The sequence below is a fragment of the Rhizobium sp. TAL182 genome (assembly GCF_002117725.1).
Classification (GTDB): Bacteria; Pseudomonadota; Alphaproteobacteria; order Rhizobiales; family Rhizobiaceae; genus Rhizobium; species Rhizobium esperanzae.
In genome coordinates this window covers 54,907-81,475 of record NZ_CP021027.1, presented here as the reverse complement: position 1 = coordinate 81,475, position 26,569 = coordinate 54,907, and the positions used below count along the sequence as shown (strand labels likewise).

At 58.8% G+C, this 26,569-nt stretch carries 17 protein-coding genes and 3 pseudogenes; 12 read left to right on the top strand and 8 right to left on the bottom strand.

The features are described from left to right. Positions 1–43: 43 nt before the first annotated feature. Both Tal182_RS24805 and Tal182_RS24800 read right to left on the bottom strand, forming a co-directional pair. Complete coding sequence (locus tag Tal182_RS24805; RefSeq protein WP_004672582.1) at positions 44–301, bottom strand: hypothetical protein; 258 nt, start codon at positions 299–301, stop codon at positions 44–46. 303 nt (positions 302–604) lie between these two features. After that, positions 605–3,145: a hypothetical protein gene (locus tag Tal182_RS24800; protein WP_004672581.1), complete on the bottom strand. Its 2,541-nt coding sequence runs from the start codon at positions 3,143–3,145 to the stop codon at positions 605–607. 25 nt (positions 3,146–3,170) lie between these two features. On the opposite strand from Tal182_RS24800, the gene Tal182_RS32885 reads away from it, so the two are divergent. Continuing rightward, positions 3,171–3,461, top strand: coding sequence for a hypothetical protein (locus Tal182_RS32885; RefSeq protein ID WP_004672580.1), 291 nt, complete (start codon positions 3,171–3,173; stop codon positions 3,459–3,461). Between the two features lie 207 nt (positions 3,462–3,668). On the opposite strand, the gene Tal182_RS24795 is transcribed toward Tal182_RS32885, so the two are convergent. Continuing rightward, a complete protein-coding gene (locus tag Tal182_RS24795) occupies positions 3,669–6,278 on the bottom strand; it encodes a hypothetical protein (protein ID WP_011053319.1) in 2,610 nt (869 codons plus the stop codon). A 323-nt stretch (positions 6,279–6,601) separates the two neighbouring features. Here Tal182_RS24795 and Tal182_RS24790 point away from each other — a divergent pair, with 323 nt between their 5' ends. The 7 genes and pseudogenes from Tal182_RS24790 (at position 6,602) to Tal182_RS24745 (ending at position 14,185) form a co-directional block, all read left to right on the top strand. After that, positions 6,602–6,811, top strand: coding sequence for a hypothetical protein (locus Tal182_RS24790; RefSeq protein ID WP_004672578.1), 210 nt, complete (start codon positions 6,602–6,604; stop codon positions 6,809–6,811). 145 nt (positions 6,812–6,956) lie between these two features. Next, positions 6,957–7,524 (top strand): annotated as a pseudogene (locus Tal182_RS24785) (DUF6088 family protein). After that, a pseudogene (locus tag Tal182_RS32425) lies at positions 7,517–8,530 on the top strand (nucleotidyl transferase AbiEii/AbiGii toxin family protein). The pseudogenes Tal182_RS24785 and Tal182_RS32425 overlap by 8 nt, the downstream one beginning before the upstream one ends. A 94-nt stretch (positions 8,531–8,624) precedes the next feature. After that, positions 8,625–8,750, top strand: coding sequence for a hypothetical protein (locus tag Tal182_RS33145; RefSeq protein WP_257784634.1), 126 nt, complete (start codon positions 8,625–8,627; stop codon positions 8,748–8,750). 1,507 nt (positions 8,751–10,257) lie between these two features. Beyond that, positions 10,258–11,733, top strand: coding sequence for an IS21-like element ISRel5 family transposase (gene istA / locus Tal182_RS24760; RefSeq protein ID WP_080771780.1), 1,476 nt, complete (start codon positions 10,258–10,260; stop codon positions 11,731–11,733). Beyond that, positions 11,730–12,623, top strand: a complete 894-nt coding sequence (istB, locus tag Tal182_RS24755) for an IS21-like element ISRel5 family helper ATPase IstB (protein WP_004672573.1) — start codon at positions 11,730–11,732, stop codon at positions 12,621–12,623. The genes istA and istB overlap by 4 nt, the downstream gene beginning before the upstream one ends. Before the next feature lie 593 nt (positions 12,624–13,216). Further along, complete coding sequence (locus tag Tal182_RS24745; protein ID WP_004673777.1) at positions 13,217–14,185, top strand: IS481-like element ISRel2 family transposase; 969 nt, start codon at positions 13,217–13,219, stop codon at positions 14,183–14,185. A gap of 297 nt (positions 14,186–14,482) precedes the next feature. On the opposite strand, the gene Tal182_RS24740 is transcribed toward Tal182_RS24745, so the two are convergent. From Tal182_RS24740 to Tal182_RS24710, 5 genes and pseudogenes are all read right to left on the bottom strand, one after another. After that, complete coding sequence (locus Tal182_RS24740) at positions 14,483–16,927, bottom strand: glycoside hydrolase family 3 C-terminal domain-containing protein (protein ID WP_004674391.1); 2,445 nt, start codon at positions 16,925–16,927, stop codon at positions 14,483–14,485. 1,058 nt (positions 16,928–17,985) lie between these two features. Next, complete coding sequence (locus tag Tal182_RS24725; protein ID WP_237358368.1) at positions 17,986–18,852, bottom strand: ISAs1 family transposase; 867 nt, start codon at positions 18,850–18,852, stop codon at positions 17,986–17,988. 286 nt (positions 18,853–19,138) lie between these two features. Next, the gene (locus Tal182_RS24720; protein WP_040111704.1) at positions 19,139–20,044 is read right to left on the bottom strand and encodes a LysR family transcriptional regulator; all 906 of its coding nucleotides are present in this window, start codon (positions 20,042–20,044) and stop codon (positions 19,139–19,141) included. Between the two features lie 336 nt (positions 20,045–20,380). Further along, positions 20,381–21,123 (bottom strand): annotated as a pseudogene (locus tag Tal182_RS24715) (SDR family oxidoreductase). An 11-nt stretch (positions 21,124–21,134) separates the two neighbouring features. After that, positions 21,135–21,917: an SDR family NAD(P)-dependent oxidoreductase gene (locus Tal182_RS24710; protein ID WP_206426549.1), complete on the bottom strand. Its 783-nt coding sequence runs from the start codon at positions 21,915–21,917 to the stop codon at positions 21,135–21,137. A 467-nt stretch (positions 21,918–22,384) separates the two neighbouring features. On the opposite strand from Tal182_RS24710, the gene Tal182_RS24705 reads away from it, so the two are divergent. From Tal182_RS24705 to Tal182_RS24695, 4 genes are all read left to right on the top strand, one after another. Further along, positions 22,385–23,236 carry an SDR family NAD(P)-dependent oxidoreductase gene (locus tag Tal182_RS24705; RefSeq protein ID WP_009991591.1) on the top strand — a complete coding sequence of 284 codons (852 nt, stop codon included), beginning with the start codon at positions 22,385–22,387 and terminating at the stop codon, positions 23,234–23,236. Positions 23,237–23,267: 31 nt separating this feature from the next. Then, positions 23,268–23,969, top strand: coding sequence for a RibD family protein (locus tag Tal182_RS24700; RefSeq protein ID WP_004674381.1), 702 nt, complete (start codon positions 23,268–23,270; stop codon positions 23,967–23,969). 22 nt (positions 23,970–23,991) lie between these two features. After that, positions 23,992–24,114 (top strand): hypothetical protein, encoded by a 123-nt coding sequence (locus Tal182_RS33140; protein ID WP_009982859.1) that lies wholly within the window; start codon positions 23,992–23,994, stop codon positions 24,112–24,114. A 480-nt stretch (positions 24,115–24,594) separates the two neighbouring features. Then, positions 24,595–26,544: a multicopper oxidase domain-containing protein gene (locus Tal182_RS24695; protein WP_018446454.1), complete on the top strand. Its 1,950-nt coding sequence runs from the start codon at positions 24,595–24,597 to the stop codon at positions 26,542–26,544. The last annotated feature ends 25 nt before the right edge of the window (positions 26,545–26,569 follow it).

Below are 26,569 nucleotides of genomic sequence, written 5' to 3'. Positions count from 1 at the left end.
CCTCAACTCGGTACACGTCAACTGCAAACGATGAACGGGAACGCTACTCGTCGCTGCCTTCGTCGATCGCCTCCTTGGCGAAATTGAAAAGCGAATTGTTCAGCATCAGGGTGTTGGAAATCATGCCTGGCAGAAACGCGTCCACGGCAGCGGAGAGTATCTCGCTCTCGCTGTTCGGATCGACCTTTTTCGTCGTGCTGCCGGTGGTGTCCTTGGAATCTGTCTTATCAGTCGTCAGCTCCACCGAGACAGGGTTTGCAGGCGCCAGGTTCAGGTCGGAATTCACTGCATCTACGGCCATATGAGCACTTCCATCAAGGAGTTATCAAAATGAATGCATGATTTGATATGGATAAAAAAACGGCCGGTCAATTGTTTAAACTTAACCGATGGTTAATTTTCGGAAATTACAATCGCTTTGACAACTTTCTCGACCTTTATATTAAAATTGAACGTTTTTATCCATAAAGCGCAGCAGATATCCAGATTGCGCATGAAATTCATACTTAAATTTATTGCTATCAAATATTCACAGGCCCGACCGCCTCTACGCCAACCGGGCCTGTGAGTACCCAGATATTTGGTGTTGCGAAAGCGTCCCGGATCAGCCCACCGCCGTACCGCGGCGCTTCTCGATATCGGCGATGATCGCGTCCCAGTTCTCAGGGGTCAGCTCGCGCTGTTCCGGGTCGCGGGGCGCGGGGGCGACGCCGCCCTTGGCGCCGACGCGCTGACCTGTTTTGGCGTAGATGCCGACCGTGTCGTTGACAGTGCGCTTAAGCATGTCGTTCATCATGTCGGTCTGCTTGTGGAAGGCTTTTTCCTGCTTGATGCTCTGGTAGATGGCAAAGCCCGCCCAGGCCGCCCAGGACACCGCGCCGGCGATTGCGAAGGCGAGCGAGAAGCCGCCGGAGACGAGCGCTACCGTTGCGCCCGTGCGCCCGAGGAAGGTGGAATTCACCAGCATATTGGCAACGCCTGCGATGCCCTCGATCGCGCCGACCGTGTCCGCCGCGGTTCCGATACCCATGAAGATGAGATCGACCGGATCGCCCTTGCCACTGGTGAGCCCCTGCAGGAACTGGTAATATTCCACCGGCAGCCAAGCGACGCCGGCAACGGCGCCAACCGTCGTCCCGGTATTCTTGAAAAAGGCGGAGAGCACGCTGCGCTGCGCCCGCGCCAGCTCGTCGGAAACGCCGACGAGTGAACTGATCCCATCCAGCAGCGAAAAATTCGAGGCTTTGATCGCCGAGCCGAGCGCACTGCCCATGTGCGCGAGAGCGCCAAGGGCGTGCAGAACCACGATGCCGATGCTGTCCCAGGTCGGGCTCGTCATGTTGAGGCCGGCATAGATGGAGCGGGATGCGGTAAGCACCGACATCACGCCGGAAGAGAGCGCCGCCTTGTATTTGACAGGATCGACCCCTGCCGGCGCCGCCGTCGCGGTCTTGTCGATCAGCTTGGCAAGGTCGGCCTTGATCGTTTCGACGCTGCCGCCCGGTCGCATCGTCGCCCAAAGCGCGGTGAAGATCGTCGTGAAATTGGTCTTGTATTGCGCCATGGCATCGGCATTGCCCTTGAACAGGGTTTCCGCCAGCGCGTCGAGGCTCGGGGCGATGATCCTCTTGATCGCCTCTTCGGCGGTCTTGCCGTCGACGATGATTGGATCGATCACATCCGTGCCGGGCATCAGCGTCTTCATCAGGCCTGACATGGAAAGTCCCATGTCCTTGAGGCTCGATGTCAGATATTCGCTGTCGATATAGGGCAGATCGAGACTTTGGATGGTCTTGCTCCAGCCATTGTCCTTGGTGGCGAACATGCGCTCGGCGATCCAGGCGTCGCCCCCGCTGCCGGCGAAGAAGCGCCCGCCGTCTGAGCCGTTGGCGGCAATGCCCTTGCCGGCCAGCCCGGTGCCGATCATGATTGCCGCCATGACGTCGTTGAACGAATAGCTGGCGAGATTGCTGGAGGGCAGCGGCGAGACGCTCTTGTCCCACTCGGCATTGGCCGGCAACTTCGAGACCAGGCTGGCGCCCATGACGAGCCCTTCCAGCGCGGTCTGCACCGCATGGCGGTAGCCCAAGACCTCCTTGCCGCCGGGTGCGCTCAGGCGCGACGTCAGGCGCTCCAGATTGCCGGCGAGATCGCCGATGCCGATTTCTCCGGCGCCTACCTTGTCGAGCAGCGGACCGAGAAGCGCCTTGACGTCGGCCTTGAACTGATCGCGCACCTCGGGGCTGTCTGACCCGTAAAACTGGTTGGCCATCGCCTGGATGGTCGGGTTGAACAGGTGGGTGATATTGTTGGGAACGGTGCTGCCGAATTCGGAAGCGGCAACCTTTTTCAAACCGTCGAGGTCGATCTTGAGATCGGGGAACAGGCTCCCGCCGAGCCCGAGCGACTGGTCGAAATCCACAACCGGCAGGATGGAGCCGAGCCCCTTCAGTTCCCGCTCGGTCTTGTTGCCGGCCAGTCCCATGCGGATCAGGCCATCGAGCGCCGTCGTCGGATCGGAGATCGTCGGCAGCACGTTCTTGTCGAAGAATTCGGCATAGGTCTTGTCGGCAATCGCCGAGCGCTGCTTTACGAAATCGTCGGGAAGCACCATGGAATAGAAGCCGAGGGCGGCATTATATTCCTTGAGAATGGTGGTGACGTCCTTGCCGGATTTGAGACCGTCATTCAGCAGGCCGCCATTGACGATGTCGCGCTCAAAGGCATCCTCGACCTTCGTACGCAGGTCCTTCATCTTCTCGTCACGCGTTATCGTGTCGTTGATGATCTCGGAAGCGTCCTTGTTCGTATCGGCCGGCGCCACGCGATAACCGGAGAAGATCAGCTTGAAGGCCTTCAGCGCCTTCTCCGTCATCAGCGAGTTGACGTCGGGGTCCGAGCCCAGGATGGCGATCGACTTGTCGAGATCCTTCAGGATCTCCTGGTCGTTGTAGATGCCGCGCTGGTTGTCGCCGAGGCTGTCCTTGTATTGGCCGAAGGTCGCCTTGGTCTGAAGCAGATCGAGATACATGATCAGTTTCTGCTCGGCAGTGTAATTGTGAGGGTTTTTGACGACGTCGATGCTCTCGAAGGATTTGTCCTTGTCCTTCAGCCCTTCCATGAAGCCCTGATTGATCTCGCTCATGAAATCGGAATTGAACAGGAGATCGATGACCGGCTGGATCGGCGCGGTAGGGCGGGACGTGCCATTCGACGTGGCGGCCAGCGAAACGAACTTCGGACTGCTCGTCTGCGCCGATATAGAGGAGAAAATCGTCAGGGCTGCCGTCGTGGTCCCGTCAGAGGCAAAAGGCGATGCCTTCTTGACCGTGGTGCTCGTGGTTTTGCCCTGGCTCGTGGAATTTTCGGACTTTGGATCGGAATTGGCGTTTAGCCGGAGAAATGAAACCGTATCGATATCCGAAGATGCTGGTGCGATCGATGACATGCGTTCCCTTTGATTTTCTTTTTCCGCTTTTCGCGGATGACGTCGTTTACCTTACGTTAGGCATAAGATCGACCTTTGCGTGATAATTCAAGCCCGATCGGACATCGCGGTTGCATAAAATGCAGCGGCCTCGCGCCTGGAGATCAAAAATCACATTTTTACCGAGGGGTCGCAGGGTATTTCCCAGGCTGTGGCGGTCATCGTTGCCGCCCCTCTGCCTCTACCAGATGAATGACGGGTCTGGCCCAAATTCGAGATGCACGGACTCGCCGGTGTAGCGTTCAAGCTTCTCGTTCAGCTGCTTTTCCATTTTGTCGAGCTTCTTCACGCCATTGGCCATATCCCACAGACCAAGCGCCAGCCCGACGGCCGAGGCAACGAGGCCGGTGACCAGTCCGGCCGCGGCAAGGCCGGTTTTGGCGGCGCTGCTGAAGATGGTCACGACTTCCGGCGCCACCGTTCCGAGTCCGGAAAAGGCACGGGACATGGCATTGGTCAGATAAAGCATCGCCTCGGAGAAACCGATCAGCGCGTTGCCGGTACCGGCAATGCCGCCGATTATTTCGAGCGCGCCCTTGGCGCGGTCGCCGGCCTTCATCGACCGCGACGCCGAATAGAAGCCGAGGCCGGCCATGGCGAGGCCGCCGGCCGCGCCGAGGATCTTGCCTGCCGCTTCCATCGTCTTCGGCGAGAAGTTCATCGAGATCCCCTTGCCCCAGCTGCCAGGCTGATTGCCGAAGGCGCTGAACGGTTTGCCGGCAACGTCGAGGTTCTTGCCGAGCCCCTCCATCGTCATGCCGACGATCTGTGTCGCCGAGCCGACCGCAGCGGCGATATCGGCCGGCGTCCACTTGCCGCCGACACCGAGGCCGTGCGCCACCAGCACGCTCGACATCGTCAGCATCTGCACGGCGTGCATCAGACCGGCCTTGTACACTTCGGCATCGATGCCGGCAGGTGTACGGGTCTGGCGCGGCAGGTCGAGCGAATCCTTGAAGGAGGCAAGCGCGTCGTCGAGCTTCATACCGCCGCGCACCATGCGCAGAACGCCGTCGACGTCGCGCGCTATATCCTGCGCCAGGTTCTGCTTCAGCGTCTCGCCGCCATCTGCCGGGCCGTTTTTGCTGATGAAATCCTCGGCGAAGGTGTTTGCCAACTGGCTGATGGCGTCATTCGTTGCGCCGGGCACAAATGTGTCATCCGGACCCGACAGCAGCGGCTCGAGATCGACACCCTGGCCGTCGCCGATATAATGTTCCTTGACGATGTTCGAGAAGGTGACGTTCGCGGCGTCGAGATGCGCGTCGATATAATCCTGGGGCAGGAGATCGACGAGCGTGTTGAGTTCGGAATAATAATCCTTCAGGGCATCTTCGAAGCTCTTGCCGGCGCTCAGCGCCCGGTCGATCGCCTTGCCGCCGCCGATATCGATCAGATAGGCGTCTTCGATGTTGGTGAGCAGATCGGAATTCTCCGGGCTTTGCAGATATTCCTTCATGCCGCTCGCGAAGATATCCGAGAGATGCTGCTGCGTCGCCGGATCGGCCGTCAGCTTTTCGATCCGCGCATCGAGGTCCTTGCCGACGCGCTCGCCATCGGGCACGCTGTCGCCATACTGGTTCATATAGCCATTGAACTGCTGTTTGATCTCGATGAGATCGTAGAGCACCGTCGCCTTCTGTTCCGGCGTCAGCTGGTCGAGGTGGTCCATGTTGTCGGGCGCGACGAAATTCCGGTTCACGTCCTTCACGGCGTCGCCGAGAATGCCGTATTTGAGTTCGTCGAGCTTCTTCAGCGTCGGCTCATAGGCGGTCGACGGAGCGTAGCCGCGCAGCACCTTGCTTTCCAGGATGTCGTTCTCGTCGATCGGGCGCTCCACGACCGGCTCGATGGCATCCGAGCCCGACATGACAAGGTCCATCTTCTTGAGGCTCGATGTCAGATAGTCGCTGTCGATATAGGGCAGATCGAGATTTTGGACGGTCTTGCTCCAGCCATTGTCCGTGGTGGCGAACATACGCTCGGCGATCCAGGCGTCACCGCCGCTGCCGGCGAAGAAGCGCCCGCGATCTGAGCCGTTGGCCGCAATGCCCTTGCCGGCCAGCCCGGTGCCGATCATGATTGCCGCCATGACGTCGTTGAACGAATAGCTGGCGAGATTGCTGGAGGGTAGCGGCGAGACGCTCTTGTCCCACTCGGCATTGGCCGGGAGCTTCGAGACCAGGCTGGCGCCCATGACGAGCCCTTCGAGCGCGGTCTGTACCGCGTGGCGGTAACCCCAGACTTCCTTGCCGCCGGGAGCGCTCAGACGCGAGGTCAGGCGCTCCAGAAGGCCGCCAAGATCAGCCTGACTGACCTCTCCGGCGCCTACCTTGTCGAGCAGCGGACCGAGAAGCGCCTTGACGTCGGCCTTGAACTGATCGCGCACCGCGGGGCTGTCTCCCCCGTAAAACTGCTTGGCCATCGCCTGGATGGTCGGGTTGAACAGGTGGGTGATGTTGTTGGGAACGGTGCTGCCGAATTCGGAAGCGGCAACCTTTTTCAAACCGTCCAGGTCGATCTTGAGATCGTTGCCCGGGTCGGTTTCGGGCGTGCTCACCTTTGCATCGACCAGGATCGCGGTGGCGCCGCTTTTGCTCTGGGTAAACCCGACGAAGCCCCGCGCAGCGGAGATGTCGAGTGCCTGCCCGTTGCCGCTCGGCGCGATCTTGCGTATTTCGCCGGCGTCGATGGTTTTTGTCGATGCAGAACGGCCAGTCACGTCTTTCTGGTCGAGGTCCACGACCAGGGTTTCGACCTCTTTCGATCCGCTGCCAACACGTTCCAACATGATTTCGTCACTCCTGATCGACGGCCGCACCCTGAACGGAGGCCCGGAAAGCCTCGTTAGGTCAGAAGTTTTTCAGTGATATGACAAATGGGTGCTATCGGAGCGGCAAAATTGAACCATTGACCCCCACATAGCGCTTCCAAATTATACCGCAGTACAAATGCTGGTGACACCGCAGTCGCCAAGGTGCGGCGCAATAGAGCACGCTACCGTAGGGAATGCGCTCACGAGACAGATCAAAGTCGGTCCTCGGGCTCGGTTTTCAGACTGCATTGTCCGGCAAATCGGTATAAGCCGTCCTCTCGAACAAATCAGGGGACAACATGGAAACCGTGGAAATCAGCAGCCGCAGCGACTTCGGCCTTTGGGCAATTGAGCGGGCGCGGGAAATCGTAACGTCCGAGGGAACTGCTTTTGCGATGGCCGCTCGCGATATGGACGACGAGGCGCTTGCAAACGCTGCAGCCGCGCTAGGCAAGGCCATCAGCGATGCGATGGTGGAAGTGTTTGACGGCCTGATAGATGAATCGTGATTGTGAAGAGACAGCGGGTCACTGACCGATAAAAATTGGTCAGCACCGTCCGGGCTCGCCGTCTTCCCCTCTCATTGCAAACTGTCAGAAACTTGCATATAATTCTGACAAGAGAAATGCCATGCAAAAGCTGACATAGCAAATCATGGGACATGCTGAACGACTGCCGGAAGGACCGCGCTTTCGGCAAAGAGTTTTTTGCATCTCGGAAATCGAGCCGCCCTGGATCAGGCTCTGTCGCGCCTGGCCGAGCGTGGCGAGCTCGTCCGGGCGGGCCGTGGTATCTATATGCGGCCCGTCAAAAGTCGCTTTGGCAGTCGGCCGCCGACGGTCGAACAGGCCGTAGAGGCGGTGGCGCAGCAGCGCGGTGAGGTCATCGTCTCGATGGCGCCGCCGCGGCAAATGCCCTGGGCCTGACCTCCCAGGTCCCGGTCCGCTCCGTCTACCTGACATCCGGCCGTAGCCGGACGATGACCCTTGGACAGCAGACGGTCGAGCTCAAGCACGTGCCGCGCTGGCAATTGGCCTTGGCCGATCGACCTGCTGGCGTGGCGGTCCGCGCACTTGCATGGCTTGGGCCGGAAAGGGCCGATGAAGCACTGTCGCGGATCAAGCGAAAGCTGCCGCCAAACGCGTTCGGCGAGCTGGTGGCGGCGGCTCCGCAGTTTCCGACCTGGCTTGCAAGAAGCGTAGGAAAGGCTGCGCATCGCTGATCTGTTTCTGACCTTGTCAAAGGATAACCGACGCGAAGCCTTGGCGGTGGCGGCCGACCGCACCGGACGGCCCATTCATCTCCTCGAAAAGGATGTCTGGGTCGTCTGGACGCTGCAGACGCTCTTTTCGTCCAAGCTCGGTGAGCATCTCGTCTTCAAGGGCGGCACCTCGCTTTCGAAAGCCTACGGTGTCATCAAAAGGTTCTCCGAGGATGTCGACCTGACCTACGATATCCGCGCCCTGGCGCCGGACTTGGTTGGCGACAATGACGAAGCACTGCCGAAAACCCGCAGCGAGGAGAAACACTGGACCAGCGAGGTGCGAAAGCGGCTTCCGGTCTGGGTGGCGGGCTCGGTGGAGCCGGTTATGGCGCGTTGCGCGTTCAATCTCTTCCGGCGGCAATCCGCCTCGAGGACGATACGCTCTACCTCGACTATGAAGCGGTGAGCAGCGGATCCGGCTATGTCGCCCCGAGCGTCATGCTCGAATTCGGAGCGCGGTCGACCGGCGAGCCGGCCAGTATCCGTCGACTGTGACGCGTCGGGCCAGGTTGATGGTGTCGAATTTCCGAAAGCGAGTCCCCGCGTCATGCACGCGGAGCGGACGTTGTGGGAGAAAGCGACCGCCATCCATGTCTTCTGCCTGCAGGAGCGCCTTCGCGGCGATCGTTTTGCCCGCCACTGGCATGATGTCGTCCGGCTGGACGATGCTGGTTTCGCCGACAAAGCATCCGCGGATCGGCAACTCGCCAATGCCGTGGCGAAACACAAATCCATGTTTTTTGCGGAAAAGGCGGCCGACCGCTCGCCCATCGACTACGCCGCAGCCGTCAACGGCAATCTGGTTCTGACGCCATCCGGAGAAGGTCTGCGTGCGCTCGGCGAGGATTACGCGCGCATGGTCGACGACGGCCTGCTGCTCGGCGATTCCGAGCCGTTCGAGCACCTGATCGAGCGATGCACGCAAATTCAGGCGCATGCCAACAAAAGCGACGCGTCAAAATAAGCAATTGCCGGCCCACAGCCGCACCCTGCCCATTACTGTGAGTGCCCTGTCACCGACGCGGTTTGGCTTCGCGCCAATTATAAGGCGTTTGCTCGTGGCAGGCACCCTTGATGTGATGAGAGTGAAGCTCGGACCCGGTTATTCCGGCTCCGGCCTCGGCGAGGATGTGGCCAAATACCGCACGGGTGCGGGTTCGTTTGAGGAAAGTTGCGCCACGTAAAATGAAGATCCGGTGTGTTTGCAGTGAAGGCATTCAAATTCCCAATTTCAATCTCGCCGGAAGCCCGAGCAAGCTCAAAATCGCTGACGCGAGAATCGACACGGATGTTCCACTTGCCGCAACGGCACGTTCTCGCGCCAAGTGCCGTCCTCCCACTGGCGCGCCGCACGCTTGATTGGCTCTATTCCCGCAGGGGGGGTCGACAAGACGAAGGTCACTTCTTGGCGTCCAGCGGATCGACGTCGCCTTTCATCAGGAAGGCCGCAATCTCGACAGGGCCAGCGCGCGCGGGCGTGACGATGATTTTTGCCATCGCCTTGTCTGAATGAAGATGCGTCGAAGCCGGCTGTGCTGCCGCAGCGATAGGCGCGCGGTGGCGGCGTGAATCGCCAAGTTGCCGCAACGGCCAGCACGAGGAACTCGACCAACGTCTCGGCGGCGAAATAGCGGAAGGTGCATTCCGGTAAACCACGGCGATCGAAACTTAAATCCGTCGCAATCTTCTCGACACTCACGTAGCATGAGCCTCGCGAACAAACGCCGCCACGCCACTATGGCAATTTCACTTCTCCTCCTCGGGATGAAATGGGACCATTCCTGAGGCGCTCTATTCCATCTCGAATACGGAGGATCCGGCATGCCTACGGTGTTGTTCAGACACGACCTCGCTTAACGATGTACTGAAGATTGCAGTCTACACGAAGCACGTTGCAGGCAGTGCTATGAAGTGTTCGCGGAAGATGGTTCGAGGTCTCGTCGGACGCTCTGTCGCGGCGAGCGCGGGACGTGTCTGATGCCCTCGATTTCAGTGAAGAACCATATTTCACGTGTTGCCCACCTGCCGACAACTTCCACCATCGCAAAAATGCACGTCCGCCTACCGAAGCTGAACGCTAACGATCCCCAAATGAGCTCAAAGATCACCTGTCGGCGGCGGCGGCGGAATTGGACTGATGAGGTGAGGGCACAGATTCTTGCCCACAACGTTCTTCAACTCGGCCCAATCCGGCGATATGTTCCCTCATCCTGGTTTCAGGCATGCCTTCAAGGCCCTGTCGGCTCGACACTTGGATTTTACAGGCGCCTGGCTGCTGGCCGACTGCCGCGCCCATTCCGTGATGATAAAAGTATTGTGCCGTGTTGGGTTCTTCACAAATATGTCCAGCACCCGACGTAGTTCTCTGCTCGGAAGCGGTTGAGGTCTGCGCCTTGACGCCGAAGATGGCCCTCTACAAGTTGGGTGACAATGTCCCGAGAGTTCTGCTCGCATTGGTTAGACGGGCAGGCTGGCTCTTTTATGCGTAGCGGCGATCTCGATGAGATTCAGCGTCAATCAGGATGAGACTCGCGCCGGGGTGTGACGGAGTGAGGGCGTAGCCCGATCGTAGTCATACCCCGGCGTGGCGCAGATTTTCGGCGTCTCATGATCGCGGTCGGTCCGGTACATTTGCGGTTTTCTGGATTGGAGAACCAGTTTGTGCCGGGTCGCCATTTAACCGATCATCAGATGAGACTCTTCATGAAGTACCGACAAACGCATTCCGTAGAGGTCGCCGCGTCAAAAGCGTCGATCAGCCGAGCCACGGCATACCGCCTCGACAAGGAGGTACAACTGCCTTCTCAGAGCAAAGCGCCGCGCGGACGCCGCCGCCCTGATCCCTTAGAGCTGATATTCGAGACCGAAGTCGTCCCGCTCCTGAAGGCCGCACCCGGTATCCGTGCCGTCGCTGTCTACAACGAGATGCTGCGCCGACATCCAGAACTCTCTGAAGGTATCCGCCGCACGCTTGAACGACGCATTCGGTCGTGGCGTGCTGTCCATGGCGAAGCGCAGGGGGTCATCTTCCGCCAAACGCACGAGCCAGGCCGGTTGGGCCTTTCGGATTTTACCGACGCCAGCGGTCTTGGTGTGACCATCGCCGGCCAGCCGCTTGATCACCTGTTCTATCACTTCCGGCTTGTCTGGTCGGGCTTCGAACATGCCCATGTCATTCTCGGCGGCGAAAGCTTTGTCGCGCTGGCTGAAGGGCTTCAAAATGCCCTGTGGTCCGTGGGAGGTACGCCGCTTTATCATCGAAGCGACAGCCTGTCGGCGGCATTCCGCAACCTCGACGCCGATGCCAAGGTCGATCTCACCCACCGATACGATCAGCTTTGCTCCCATTATCGAATGACGCCGACGCGCAACAACAAAGGCGTCGCGCATGAGAACGGCTCTATCGAAAGCTCCCATGGCCATCTCAAGAACTCTGTTCATGACGCCCTGCTGATGCGGGGGGCCAAGGAATTCGACGACCTCAGTTCTTACCGCGCCTTTGTCGATGACATCGTCAGCCGTCGCAACGCTGCCCATGGCAAGCGCATTGATGCTGAGCGATCCCATCTGCAGGCGCCGCCCGAGCGCCGGACCACGGACTTCGAAGAGATTGTCGTTACGGTGTCCCGGACGGGCGGCTTCACCTTGCGCAAGGTCTTCTACACCGTGCCATCCCGCCTGATCGGCCACAGGTTAAGAGTTCGCCTGTTCGACGATCGGCTGGATGTCTTTGTCGGCGGTACGCATCTGATGACGTTGCGCCGAGGACGCGGCCATCCCGACGGCCGACACGACCAGGTCGTCAACTACCACCACGTCATCCATTCCCTGCGCAAAAAGCCGATGGCGCTCCGCGGCCTCGTTTATCGCGACAAGCTCTTCCCGCGTCAGGAATATCGCAAGGCCTTCGAAGCCCTCATCGAGCATCTTCCCGACAAGCAGGCTTGCAAGATCACCGTCGAACTCCTGGCGCTCGCGCATGACCGTGGTTGCGAACGCGAACTTGCCGAAGAATTGGCCAGGATACTCGATGCTGGTGACTTACCCAATCTGGCTACCATGCGAGCGCTCTTCGGTCCGGATCCAGCCAAGCTGCCGACCGTTCATGTGCAACTCGCATCGCTCAACGGTTATGAGGCCCTGATCGGGACGGGAGAAGCGGCATGAAGAACGCCCACGTTATCGATGAAGCACGCCTCGGCATCATGCTCAACGAGCTCCGGCTGCCGACGATCAAAATGCTGTGGCCACGATTTGCCGAAGAGGCGGACCGGGAAGGATGGCCGGCAGCTCGCTTCCTGTCGGCTATTGCCGAGCACGAGCTGGCAGAGCGTGCCAATCGCAGGATTGAACGGCATCTCGCCGAAGCGCACCTGCCGCCCGGAAAGACCTTAGACAGCTTCGCCTTTGACGCTGTACCCATGATCTCGAAGGCGCAGGTCATGGCAATCACCGCCGGCGACAGCTGGCTTGCCAAGGGAGCTAACATCCTCATGTTCGGTCCGCCCGGCGGAGGAAAGAGCCATCTTGCTGCTGCCATCGGCCTTGCGCTGATCGAGAACGGATGGCGGGTCCTGTTCACCCGGACCACCGATCTTGTGCAGAAGCTTCAGGTCGCCCGAAGGGAACTGCAGCTTGAGTCTGCCATCGACAAACTCAACAGGTACGACTTGCTCATCCTCGATGACCTCGCCTACGTCACCAAGGACCAGGCGGAAACAAGCGTGCTATTCGAGCTGATCTCGGCACGATACGAGCACCGGTCGATCCTGATCACCGCCAACCAGCCGTTCGGAGAGTGGAACCGGGTCTTTCCCGACCCTGCCATGACACTCGCAGCAGTCGACCGGCTCGTGCACCATGCCACGATCTTCGAGATGAACGTCGAAAGCTATCGCCGCAGAACTGCGCTTGAGGAAAAACGCCAGCGCGGCCGACCGGCCTCGTTTGCGACAATCAGGACATCAACGCTGTCTGTCGCGGAGCGGCAATCAGAAAACGACGAAGAACTTGTCAGCGGCAATCAGCATGATAATTTGATCCCGACCGCGACCTAAGAATCTCATCCAGATTGTCGCAAGCGTCTCATCCTGATTGCCGCGCTATTAGCTATTTTGCATCGATGGGCAGGCTCAAGGTTCTCTTGGAAGTCAGCATTTAGCTGCCTCACCATGGCGTTGAATAGGCTGAGTCGACCAAAGTGCTGCGCCCATTACCGAAGATTGCGATGAGGCATCAGCGTCCTTCAGCAATCTTGCCAAAGAATGCAGGCTTGCGAGATCGACGTGCGGAACCGCCAGGCTGCGCCAACAACCACTCATTGATCGGTCGAACATCCACGATGGGACCTCAAGAAGTCGACCAGAAGAAGAACCAGAAAGGCTGCAGCGGAAATATGCTTCCCTTTGGACACCGCCTCATGCACGTGAACGGGTTGCCCGGACCAGGGATGCCACGGATACAAAAGCTCGCGAACCTCGGTCCCGTGGGTGTTCTGTCGTCGTGTTGTACAACCATTTCCGGCCGCACTCATCGCTCGGATACCAGACCCCGGCCGAGGCTCTAATTGTGAGCTTTCGGGAGGTTGTCCATTCAAAGCGGATTTAGGAGACTGGAGCTATCACACCTCGAGTCGGAAGGATCGCCGCGAATGAACATTCATAAGAATGCCCGACTGACGCCGTTGCGCCGGGAACAAATGGCGCTTGCTGTTATCGAAGGGCATCTGACCCAGGCTCAGGCAGCACAGGCCTATGGCGTCGCGGCCAAGATCGTCGCCCGTTGGGTCGAGCGTTTCAAGGCCGGTGGTCGAGAGGCGATGCTCGATCGTTCCTCCCGACCTCATGCCATGCCCCGGCAGACCAGTCAGGCGCTGGCGGAGCGCATCATCACGCTTCGCCGCCAGCGCCTGACTGGCAAGCACATCGCGATCGAAACCGGTGTATCTGCAGCGACGGTGAGCCGGGTTCTCAAGCGCGCAGGCCACTCCCGCCTCAAGGATATCGAGCCGGCCGAGCCTGTGCGTCGTTATGAACGCCAGGCTCCCGGCGAGATGATTCATATCGACATCAAGAAGCTCGGCCGGTTTCATGAGGTCGGCCACCGCATCACCGGCGATCGCACTCGCCAGAGTTCGCGCAGAGGCAAGAGTTGGGGCGCCGGTTGGGAATGCGTTCATGTGGCCATCGACGATGCCTCTCGCATCGCTTTCTCACAGATATTGCCGGACGAGACGAAAGAAAGCGCCGTGGCCTTCTTGAAGGCGGCATTGGCCTATTATGCCAGCCTCGGGATCGCGGTCGAGCGCGTCATGACCGACAATGGTCCCTGCTACACATCAAAGCCATTCGGCCAAGCTTGTCGCGACAACGGCCTCAAGCACGTTCGCACCAGACCATATACGCCTAAAACCAACGGAAAGGCCGAACGCTTCATCCAGACCGCCCTCAGAGAGTGGGCCTACGCCGTCGCCTATCCCAACTCGGACATGCGCGCCGCCGAACTGCCACGATGGCTTCATCGCTACAATTGGCACAGGCCTCACGGAAGTCTAAACTCAAAACCACCAATCACTAGGCTCGCTCTTACCCAGGACAACCTGTTGAGGCTCCACATCTAATCGCCGCCGGATGAAAATTCAGTGGCAGGTCACTTCTTCCATCCCTTGGTGTCCACCTATTTTGGTGGACACCTCATGCCAAAGCTCACTCAATTGCAGAAGGTGCGGGGAAAATCGCGCTTACGATCGTTCAGAAAACATTGCCTGTTTTTGGAGGCGCAGGCGGTGTTTCGCCATGCCATTAACCAAGTACCGGTTTTGAAGCATTCTCTCACTCAACTCACCCAGCTTCACCGCCAAAACTGCATACGTTGGAACTCGACCACTGCCCAATGTGGTCATTGATTTGCGGCCCATTCAGAGCGCCAAGACAGCGCCCTTTTGCGTGACAGTTAAACTCAAACGGATGTCGGTGGCCGAGAACCCAGCCATCACTGCAAATTCCCCCGCCTCTATCCGCCAACGCCGCTCGGTCGTGTCGAAGAAGGCAAATGTTCGGGCGTCAAGTATGAAACGCAACCTTCGTTTCTCACCGGGTTCCAGGGCAATTTTCGAGAAGGCTTTCAGCTCTTTAACCGGTCTGGGTATAGATGCTTCAACATCGCCGACATAGATTTGCACCACTGCCGAACCTGGCCGCTCGCTGATGTTGGTCAATTCCAGTGTCACTGTCACCGCGCCGGCAGCGTCTGGTAGCCCTACCGTCAGGTCCGACATCGCAAAGCTTGAATAACCGAGACCATGACCGAACGGGAACAGCGGCTTAATGCCGTGGCGGTCGTAGTGCCGATAACCGACGAACACACCTTCGTCATATCGCACATGGCCGTCCTTACCTGGATAGACGGCGTCATCCTCAGTATGTGTGGGGTTGTCAGCCCAGCGCACGGGGAAGGTCTGTGCCAGTCGGCCCGAGGGCTCGGCCTTGCCGAGGAGCACATCGGCGATCGCGTTGCCAGCCTCCTGTCCGGGATACCAGCATTGCAGTACTGCACGAGCACCGGAAAGCCAGGGCATTTCCACCGGTCCACCGGTTTGTAGTACGACGATCGTGTTCGGATTGGCCGCAATTACCGCCTCAACAAGCTGGTTCTGCAGACCGGGAAGTGCAATACCGCGAAGATCGGAGCCCTCGGTATCCCAGTCGCCCGTTCTGCCCACGAAGACTACCGCATGATCAGCCTTTGCCGCGACGGCTGCTGCCTCGGCAATCTCCGCTTCGGCCGAAAATCTGCCTATTCCTACCCGAATTGCGGCGATATAGAGGTTGACGTGGTCGTGCCGGGCGTACTCGGCGACGACCTCGTATGTACGGCCGGCTTCGAGCGTGATTTCACCCACGACCTCTTCGCAGCCTTCTTCAAAGAATGTGGTACCACGTATCCAGGAAGCCCAAGCGTCCACCACAAGTCTGCCGTCCACATAGACCCGGCCAAGCCCGGCCGAGGTTAGTCCGACGCGATAGACGCCGGCTTCCGAGGCTGTGAAGATGGTGCGCATTCTAGCCGAAAAGCGAAGGGGATCGACAAAGCCCTCGGCCACGGGGGGCAACCATACACCAAGGCTCGACGGTTCCTCGACGACCTTCACCGGTTCGCCAGCTAGCTCCCTTCCTTGGAAAAACTCGAAGGTTGTGGGGTTTTCGATTAGCGGCTGAAACCGATAATTGTTGCAGCCCTGAGCGTAGCACAGATTCTCCTCACCCAGCGCGTCCACCAGCCCCTGCCACGGACTGATGACATAGTGAGGGTTCAACTGCGCCGAGCCGCCTCCCATCACCTGCGCGACCTTGGCATTGGGTCCAATGATGGCGACCATACCTTGCTGAGCCAATGGCAGGATCCCGTCATTCTGTAGCAGAACTGCGCTTTCCGCTCCCGCGCGCCTGATCAATGCCCTATGTTTCGGTTGATCAATGGCGTACTCCTTAAACTCGCGATGATCGTTGATAGCGCCGGTGCGTTCCATCAAAGTCAGGATATTGCGCACACAGGCGCGGATCGTCTCGACACTAACCTCGCCGCCTTCGACCGCAGCCAGTAGCTTGGAGCCGCGATCGCGAGTCGGGCCCGGCATCTCCAGATCCAGCCCGGCATTCACGGTGGGTGCGGTCGAACGCGAGCCGAACCAGTCCGACATCACCACGCCGTTAAAACCCCAGTCACCGCGCAGAACCTCGTTCAACAGCCAATGGCTTTCCGCCGTGTAAGTACCGTTTAGCTTGTTATACGAAGACATCACGGCCCAGACCTTTGCCCGCTTCACCGCCGTCTCAAAGGGTATCAGGTAGACTTCGCGCAGCGTGCGTTCATCGATATCTGAAGAGATGGTTGTACGTTCAATCTCGGACTCGTTGCCGACGAAATGTTTTATCGTGGCACCGACTTTCGTGGACTGCAGACCTTCGATATAGCCGACTGCAAGTTCCGCCGTCAGGATCGGATCCTCAGAGAAGCACTCAAAGTTGCGGCCGTTTGTGACGCTACGCTGGATGTTAACGGTGGGGGCTAACGAGACGTGGGCACCTTTTGAAAGAACCTCGTCACCTAGGGCACTGCCGATTTCCTTGGCTAGATCCGGGTTCCAACTCGCTCCGATGGCGATGCCCACCGGGAAAGCCGCTGCAGTCACACCTCCGACAAAAGACCCCGCCCCGCGGGCGCCGTTGGGGCCGTCGGTCAAGCGCAATCTCCCTATCCCTAGGCGGTCGATGGGCGGTAAAGACCAGAACGTATCGCCGGAAAGTAGCGAGACCTGCTCCGCCAAGGTCATATTATCGAGCAATGCTTTCTTATCAATCATCTTCTCTGCTTCTTGAATCTCAATACTTACCTGTCCCAGATCAACATCTCAAGATGCATATCGGGGAAGCTGGTGATCTCGGCGCCATGGAGCCGTCCATCCATAAAAAGGACGCCCGTTTGTTCATCAAGGCGTCGCGTCCCGCCGTCGCGAGGACGACGACATGTTCGAAGCCTTCACATAGCCGAGATGCGGTCACCGCTTTCCATTGAAAACAAGGAACATCGCGGCAATCGATTTCAGCAGTGAAAGTTGTGCCGGCTGCGGCAGCGCCGGTTCTGTTACGGAGTTATTCCTCCGCAAGTTTGTGAGACAGTTCGAACCTTAGCAAGCTTTATCAGACAATCTGTTGACAGACAACCTCGGTCGCGCAGCTTTCGTGTCGTCATTGATGATTCGATGCTTCCCTCGGAGGCGGATCCCGATTGATGAAGTTTCTTCACCGCCTATGGACAAGGATCGACCACAATGGACAGGCTGTTGTCCCGTTTCCGGCTACAGAGTAATCATTTTCGTACTGTCTTTCATAATCAGCATTTGCGCGGTGGGGTTTTCGGGGCACTACGCCGCGGGTCTCCTACAAGGCCGCCTGGAAACCTCGAGCGAGGTGATGCAGGTGCTCTCGGGTTTCCGTGACGTCTCCGCCTCGTCCGTCTGCATCGCCCTCACGCCGTGCTTGAATCCTCCCTACATATGCAGGCATTCCCGGTTGATATCGATCCAGATTGTCTGAGAGCTACCAGTATTCGTTGATCCTGCCGTTATAGCTTTGCCTGCTCGTCTGCACAAATTTAGATATCGAGAGATCAAAAACGGGCGCCTGGAGGAGAGCCGTGGCAGTACCGCATTCGTACCGGCTGGTCGTGTCAGACAGCCGAAGACTTGCGGATTCTCTACCATCATGGATGGCCTCGGCTCAGAGAGGGATCGGAGGCTGTCACGTATTTTTTTCCGCTTTCGGCATGTTAAAGGATGCCAGGCGATCTTGCTGCCAATTATTTTTCTGGCTGCGAGCGACCGCTTTCTGCCGGCACTCAAATTCCCCTGGTGAAGCAGGGCTATCGCATATGAGCGATGATAGAGATGAGGAACTGATCGTCCCACCCTGCCTTCTTGATCTTTCGACGAATGGAGGCCTTATCTGGATGGGCCCGGATGAGGTTGAGGGCAATCTTTCGTAACAGAGCAATGTTTGCCGGTCCGTGATCCTTACGGTTTCTGGCGGCATCCTCGCGGAACTGGACGTCGAGCACCCAGTGCAGTTTGTTTTCGATCTGCCAATGAGTTCTGGTTACCTCGATCAGGGCGGCAGCCGACATGACGGTGGAGAGCAGGAAGTAGCGGACATGGCTGGTCAGACGGCCATCGGCATGACGGCTTGTGGCCTCGACGGAGCCGATGGCCTGCAGGCCGGGGAAGTCGATGTCATTGACGGCGACGATGCAGGCACGGCGTCTTTCGCAGCGGTCATGGTCATTCTCGGCGGCGGTCTGGACGCCGAGTGGCTCGACGTCGTCCAGACGAGCAATCGTCTGTGCCAGGAGGCCGGGCTGATTGGCCTTCAACGCCAGGGCATAGTCGCCGCCGGCGGAAAGGATGGCATGAGCGGTATCGGCGCGGCAATGCAGGGCATCGGCGGTGACGATGGCACCTTCCAGCGACAAAAGCGCAAGCGCATCGAGCGCCCCTTGGACCTCGTTGCGGCCCGGCGCGGTCTGTTGGCCGATGACCAGGCCGCAACCGGCAGCCCAGACCTTGACGAGGGGCAGCGGCGTCGCCTCGTACCGCCTTGCCGTCGACCGCCACCACGCCTTCCATGCCCCTTGCAAAGGCTTCGGTAAAGCGGCTTCGAAGGCAACCTGATTGAGGCAGCGGAAAACGGTGGAGAAGGTGCCATGGCCGGCGATGCCATAGGGCAGCGGCACGATCGTCTTGAGCCACTTCTTTTTGGAAACGCCGAATCGGCCATGTCGGCGCAGCTTTCGGCGCCGCAAACGATCGCGGCAATGGCAATGAACAGGATCGACATCAGCGGATGACGTGTGTTGCGCCCCGAGGGTCGGGCAGATCTTTAAAACAGGTGGCAAATCGATTCATCCGTACCTCCAAATTATCGGAGAGTTCTTGAGTCGATTTGCCTCAGCAAAACAACTCCTTACCATCCATATGCGATTCTCCTGCCTGGTGAAGCTGTCTCGTCTGGCCGTCACTTCAATCGCCCGCAACCGGCGCCTTAAGGTAGTCGAGAAACGTCCGGAGAGCGGACGGCACCTGTCGATGCGAAACGTAGTATGCATGAAAACCCGGCCCGGTAGAGGTCCAGTCCGGCAGCACGACTTCGAGTGAACCGGCCGCAAGTTTGTCCTCGACCCGGGCCTGCAGGCAATAAAAGAGACCGCCTCCCTCCTCCGCCATGCGGATAGATAGTTCCGAATCTCCGAGCGTGAGAAGTCCCGGAACGTCGAGAGAAACCATGCGATCGCCGTCGCCAAGTTCCCATTTGCAGAGGTGATCCGTACCGGTTCGGATCCGGATGCACTCGTGCGTCAAGAGATCTTCCGGCCGCGCGGGCCGCCCTCGTTCGTTGAGATAGGCCGGAGAACCGACTACGATCCATTCGAGTTCGGATGTCAGACGCGACGCGATCATCCCCTCGGGAACCGTTCCCCCATAACGGATGCCCGCGTCAAAACCTTCGGCGACCATATCGATGAAGCGATCCTCGACGCTGACTTCGACCTCGACATCTGGGTAGCTCTTGCGAAAACTGTGCAGTCGAGGAGCGATCAGCAGCTCGGCGGCGTCACGCAGGGTGGTCACTCTCACTCTGCCCGTAGGCCCGCTCCTGAAACTGTCTAGGAGATCCATCGCAGCTTGAATGCCGAGGAAACGGGGCTCCAGTTCGGCAAGCAGCACTTCGCCGGCGGCGGTGAGACTGATGCTCCTGCTTGTCCGATGAAACAGACGGACGCCCAGACGGGCCTCCAAACCCCTGATCGAGTGGCTGAGGGCAGACCCGGAAACGCCGCGAAGCGCGGCGGCCCTTCGGAACCCCCCCGCACGCGCGATCGCGACGAAAGTTTCAAGGTCGGCCAGATCGGCCCGCGTTGATACCATGAGTTATGGATACTCGCACTTGTACTGAAAAAGATCGCCCTTGCCGGCGCCGACCTTGCTTCAGGCCGGCCGGCACCTTCAATCCTTATTTAACTGGCCCTGTATTTGGTATGTGATGGCCGAGGAAGCAGTCAAAAATTTGACCTAGTGATCCATGTTGGATCCTGCGAAGGACGGCGGAGATGGCCCGGTCGCTGAAAAACGAAAACGTCCGGGATTAGATCGTCATGCAATGAAGATCTTCGTGTCCACAGCCACGAGAGACGGCACCGGTTGGTTCCGCGAGGCGGTCTAACAGTCCCGGAGGTTCTAGTTCTGAGCTCTCGAAAACGCGGGCTACCAGTCCTGCCGGGTTGGATGGACGAAATGTCGTTGATCGTGATCTCCGGGGGCTGGTCTAGTGCATAGACCACGGCTTCAGCCACCGACGACGGCGGAATACCCTGCTTGTTGAGCTCTCCGGCGATCTTTCTGCCCGTCTCGTCATGAACCTTGTCGGCCCAGCCGGTATCGATCACGCCAGGGCTGATCATAGACACTTGGATCCCGCTACCCACGCCCACCTCCTTCCTGAGGCTTTCGGTAATACCGCGTATGAAGAACTTCGTGGCTCCGTAAACCCCTGCCGCCTCGCCGACATGAACGCCGGCGATAGAGCTCATATTCAGGATGCGGCCGGACCGGCGCTCCAACATCGACGGCAGCACCGCGGCGATCGCATGCAGATAGCCACGCAGGTTGGTATCGATCATCTTGTTCCAATCGCCGACGGCGGCATCCTTCCAATAGGAAAAGAGCATGAGGCCGGCATTGTTGACCAATATATCGACCGGGCCGTACGTCGTTGTGGCGAACGCGACGAGGGCCTTGGTACTCTCAAAATCCGTGGCATCAGCAACCTTGTAGCTGGCAATACCTCCCGAACCGGTGATGTCTTCGACGATCTGACTGAGGCGTTCCTCATTGCGGCCGGCAAGGACGACGCGCGCACCTTTTTCCGCCAATCCTCTGGCGGTCGCCGCTCCAATGCCCGAGGAAGCCCCTGTGACGATGGCGACCTTGTTTTTCAGATGTGACATGACGTGCTCCTTCACTGCGGTTGGGTCAATCCGGCTTGCCGCGCGGCTTTGACGGGCTCGGGGGTCGTCCGGTTTTCCAACACCTGCCGCTTGGTTTTCTGATCTCCGCCGACGATATGGTCGATGCCGTTCATGAGGGCCTCGAAGCCCTGCTTGGCGACGAGCGTCTTGTCGTTTTTTTGTTGGCCACCGAGCTTCGTACCGCCCATTCCAGCGTTCGCGTGGAAGTCGCTGTTGGTGGCGCCCGGAAGGAGTGCCGTCACCGTGACCCCGGTCGAGCGCAACTCCTCGCGCAGAGATTCCGCGAACATGTAACCGAATGCCTTCGACGGGCCGTAAACGGTTTCGTATGGCGTGGGCAGGGTCGCCGAAACCGAGGAGGTGATGAGAATCCTGCCGCGGCCGTTCTTGACCATATGTTGGACGACGCGTTTGGCCATATGGACGGTCCCGGTTACATTGATCGCAAGCAGGCGAAGCTCATCCTCGAGATCGTTATCGACAAAGGCGCCGCCAATACCGATACCGACGTTCAGAGCCGCGGCTTCCAAGGGGCGCCCCAGCCCCTGCGTAAAGGTCCAGAACCTCTCGACGCCATCGTACGTCGAGGCATCCGCTTTGAACGGATATGCTTCGGCATCAAGGCTTCGTAGCGCATCGGCGGCCTCGTTCACCTTGTCGCTTGAGCCTGAAATGGCGACATCGAATCCATTCTTGGCGAATTGTTTGGCAAGCTCGAAGCCTATTCCAGATGAGCCGCCCGTGATCATTGCGAGTGGTTTATTCCCTGTCATGATTTCACTCCTTTGGTTTGGTCAGCACCACGATCGTCTCGAGGCGCTGGTGACCAAATGCCCGTGGAGCCGATTGGTTACATGAGCAAAATTGATCGGGGCGGCGAGTGAAAATCATCCACCGATCTGGCAGGGACCAGGAGTGCGTTACCTTTTTGGTCCCGTCCGCGGTCGAACTGGCCAGGCATTCCCTACGTCACGAAGGCCCTTGAGTGAACACGGCTCATCGGTGCGTGCGATCCCGCTCACTTCAAGTAGCCGTCGCGCTACCCTATTCTTATAGTGCGATCGAACGGTCGTTCGCAGCCCGCGGATATGATCCGACGACCCAAGCGCCCGAGTAGCGTTGATGGACTTCTCTGCGCTGGTGCCATCGGCCGGCACGCTTCTCGGAGAAAAATTCCACGGCGACGGCTTGTCCGGCACACCTTCCAGCGGTGACGGTCCAATGACGGGAAAGACAAAAAATGAGCGAGAGAATGAACAGCGTCGTTGCTCCTGGCCGCGTTGCGGTCATCACGGGAGCTGCGAAGGGCATCGGCTTGGCAATCGCGAGGGCTCTCGCGGCCCGCGGCATGAAGCTCGCGCTGCTGGATCTCGACGCCGACGCACTTGAGGATGTTACTTCGACACTCGACACGGACATCCTGATCGTGAGCGGCGACGTATCAGATTTGTCGGCACTGACCAGGTTGCGGGACGAAACGATTTCGCGGTTTGGCGACGTGGCCGTCCTAGTAAACAACGCGGGCATAACGCAAGGAGCCGGCCCTTGGGACAATCCTGCAAAGTGGCGACGCCAGATCGATGTAAACTTCGGAGGTGTTCTGGCCGCGCAACACGTCTTCGTGCCCTACATGATCGAAGCCGGTCGCCAGTCGGCCGTTGTCAACCTCGGCTCCAAGGAAGGTATTACGACTCCTCCAGGTAACGCCGCATATTCGGTGGCAAAGGCAGCTGTCAAAGTCCTGACCGAACAGCTGTCGCACGAGCTTCTGAAGGAGACGGGAGGTCGTGTTTCGGCTCATCTCCTCGTCCCTGGCTACACGTGGACACCCATGAACATCGCACTCAAGCCGCAGGGCATTGCGAAACCCGATGAGGCATGGACCGCAGAGCAACTGGTGGAATACTTCCTGGTCCGTCTGCTCGACGAGAATTTTTACATCATCTGTCCGGATAACGCGGTTACGTCTGCGATCGATGCCAGAAGGATCCGCTGGGCGGCCGACGACATGATCCTGAACCGGCCGGCGCTTTCACGCTGGCACCCCGACTGGATGGATAAATTCGCAGCTTGGTTGAAGTCAGGTCACTGACGGTGGAATGTTTGTAGAGGAGAGTAATCCAATGCCCAGACCCTATGTAATCTGTCACATGATGTCGCCGCTGGATGGCCGATTGATCGTCAATGATTGGGCCGAGGCAACCGGCCATTCGGTCGATGAGCTCGTGAAGATCTATGACGGCCTGCATGAGAAGATCGGTGCCGACGCCTGGCTTTCGGGAAGAGCGACGGGAGAAGAGTTCGCGGACGCCGTCGACCGCCCCTATCAAGCAACCGGCACAGCCGCGCGACCGATCCATATCGCCAACCCGGACGCCGGCGAGTTCGCTGTCATCGTGGATAAGGACGGTCGGCTACGCTGGGACAAGAGCGACATTGAGGGAGCTCACCTTGTGGTCCTGACAGGATCTGACGTGGATGATGCTTACCTGGCGGGCCTCACCCAGGCTGGCGTTTCCTATATCGTCTCGGAGAAAGATGGCGTCGATCTGAAAAACGCGCTTGACCTTCTTGGAACCGAGTTCGGTGTGAAGCGCTTGATGCTGGAAGGCGGGGCGCAAACCAATGGCCATTTCTTGAAGGCGGGTCTTGTTGACGAGGTCAGCCTGGTCATCTTCCCTGCGATCGGAGGCAAGTCGAATACACCGGCCATATTCGAGGGCGGCGAGGATGGGCTTGCCGGCAGGGCGAGGCTCACGTTTATCAGCGCCGAAGCCGCTGGCCTCGGCTCCGTGCATCTGAGATATCGCGTTGGACGTCCATAAGAGACGTCCATAGGAGAAGATTGTGGAAGGGCTCCCTCCTGCCGTCGTCGAAATGATCGTCGAGGAGCAGGGCGCGATACTCCTGAGCAAGCAACCTTGTTTCGAGATCATCGCGCAGCGCAGAGAGCCGGAAGAACTGGCGTAGTCTGCCCGTGGTGTCTCTCCGATTAGGCGGTGTGATGAACGGTATGTGACGCCGACATTAATGCCCGCGGCGGTGACCGCGATATGAGCGTCAAGGCGTTGCTCGAGTGCAGCTCGACAAACAAACAAGGTGAGACGCGTATTGCCGCACGTAACGATGCTCCCCACAAAAATGTCGGGCCTACTACACCTGCTGTCAGGTTTGTCAGGTGCGCGCCATGGTGCTGTTCCGCCCGACTTCCTACCGCGCTCTCGTGGAAGTCCTTGAAGCATAGGCACAAGATTCCTTCTGAGGCTCGATCCGGCCAGAGTGGCATGAGTCTTGAAACTTTCTCGTCGCGCGGCGGCAGCTGTCTTCTCCCGAGAAAGCGCGCGAGTCAAAGTCGAATTGCAGGTGAACGCATGGTGACGCAGTAGAACTTTGTGGATGCGGTTCGACCCGGGGAGAACAAAACTCCGGGCAGAGGTTTGGGAGGGTTGTTTGTCTGTGTCTGACAAAATTGCGATCTTCGGTATGGCGAGCGTTTTTTCGGTCACCCATGCGCTATTCGCAGTCGCTCAAGAGGCCAGGGCCGTGACTAACCCCCTGGCCTATATGCTGCAACCTATCACAAAATCCCAGGGGATGCTGAAAACCTTCGAACAAAGCCGGGAGACATTTCCGGGCGAGGTTCTGCTCGATATGAACGCTACCTATCTCGACCGACAGATCTACAATCCGGCCACGGCGCGCTACGACCACGTTAAACTGCGCGGCTATCAAGACGCCCGCCAGACCGGCTTATCCGGTGCCGACACGCCATTGGTTGGACCGACCATCGATCTACGGCCCGGTCAGACGGTGCGGGTAACGCTTCACAACCTGTTCCCTCAGGATTCCACCTGCGGCATCGGCGGTGGCAGTGCCAATACCCCCCATTGCTTCAACGGTACCAACCTGCATTCGCACGGTCTCTGGGTAAATCCGTCTGGCAATGGCGATAATGTGCTGATCTCAATCCGTCCCGGCGTTTCGTTCCAATATGAATACAACATCGCCGTTGAGCATCCCGCCGGCACCTTCTGGTATCACCCACACCTACACGGATCAACCGCATTGCAGGTGTCGAGTGGCATGTCCGGGGCGTTGATCATCCGTGGCGATCGCATGCCGACACCGACCGAGACTGGCGATATCGACCGCCTATTGAAGCAGCCGGGCGGCTCCGATATCGCCGAACGGGTTTTGGTGCTACAGCAGATTCAATATGCTTGCACCGATAACAATGGCGACATCACTTATGATTGCCAGCCAGGACAGGTGGGCGGCATCGAAAGCTACGATCAGTTCGGACCTGGCAGTTGGCCGGCTTCGGGCCGCTTCACCAGCGTCAACGGCCAGGTGCTTGGTCAGTTGGCATTAGCGGAGGCTGGCTCGGTCGAGCGGTGGCGGATGATACACGCCGGGGTTCGCGACACCATCAATTTCGAAATCCGGCGCAAGACCGGGACGACCGCGTTCCGCACGCTTGCGGCAGCGGACACCGACAGATGGATCGATCAGAATTGCGGCAAGGATACTATTCCGTATGGGGTGGTGGCCCAGGACGGGCTGACAATGGCGCAGGTGCAGATGCGGCAGCAAGCGATCCTGCAACCGGGCTACCGCGTTGACGCGCTGGTGGTGTTGCCAGGAGCGGGTGACTACTGCATCATCGATGGCGCCGCACCGGCAGCGGCCAGCGTCAACCAGGAGGCTCCAAGCCGACGGCTTCTCGGCATAGTCACTGCAGTAGGCGGCCATGCCGTCAATGGCGAGATCGGCACCTATCTGCAGGATTGGCTGATTTCGGCGGCTGAGCGCACGATGTCACAGAATGTCGCCGGCAAGGTTATCGATGACCTCAAGAACGAGATGTCGCTCTCAAGCTTTATTCCCCATCCGGACATCGACGCGGGCGAGGTCACCGGCGAGCAGCAACTGGTGTTTAACATCGATGTGAAACAGCCGGGTGCCACCTTCTTCGAGGTTGACGGCAAACCTTATGATCCCAACCGCATCGACCGGACGTTGCCGCTGAGCGGAGTCGACGAATGGACGCTCCGCTCGGATTTCGTCAGCCACCCATTCCATATCCATGTCAATCCGTTTCAGATCATCAAAATTGTCGATGCGGCCGGCAACGATGTCAGCGCGCTTGGCGCCGATGACGACGGCGATCCGCAATATCCAGGCTTGAAAAATGTCTGGAAGGACACGCTGTGGATCAAGAATCCCGGCACCGATCCGTCGGCGCGCTACACGATCACCGTGCGGACGCACTACCAGCGCTATATCGGCGAGTTCGTTCTGCATTGCCACATCCTCGATCATGAGGACCAGGGCATGATGCAGAACATCAGGATCACCCTGCCGGACGGCCAGGGTGGCACCGTTTCCGGCCATCATTAGGGCGTCGATCGCCATTGGGAGGAAC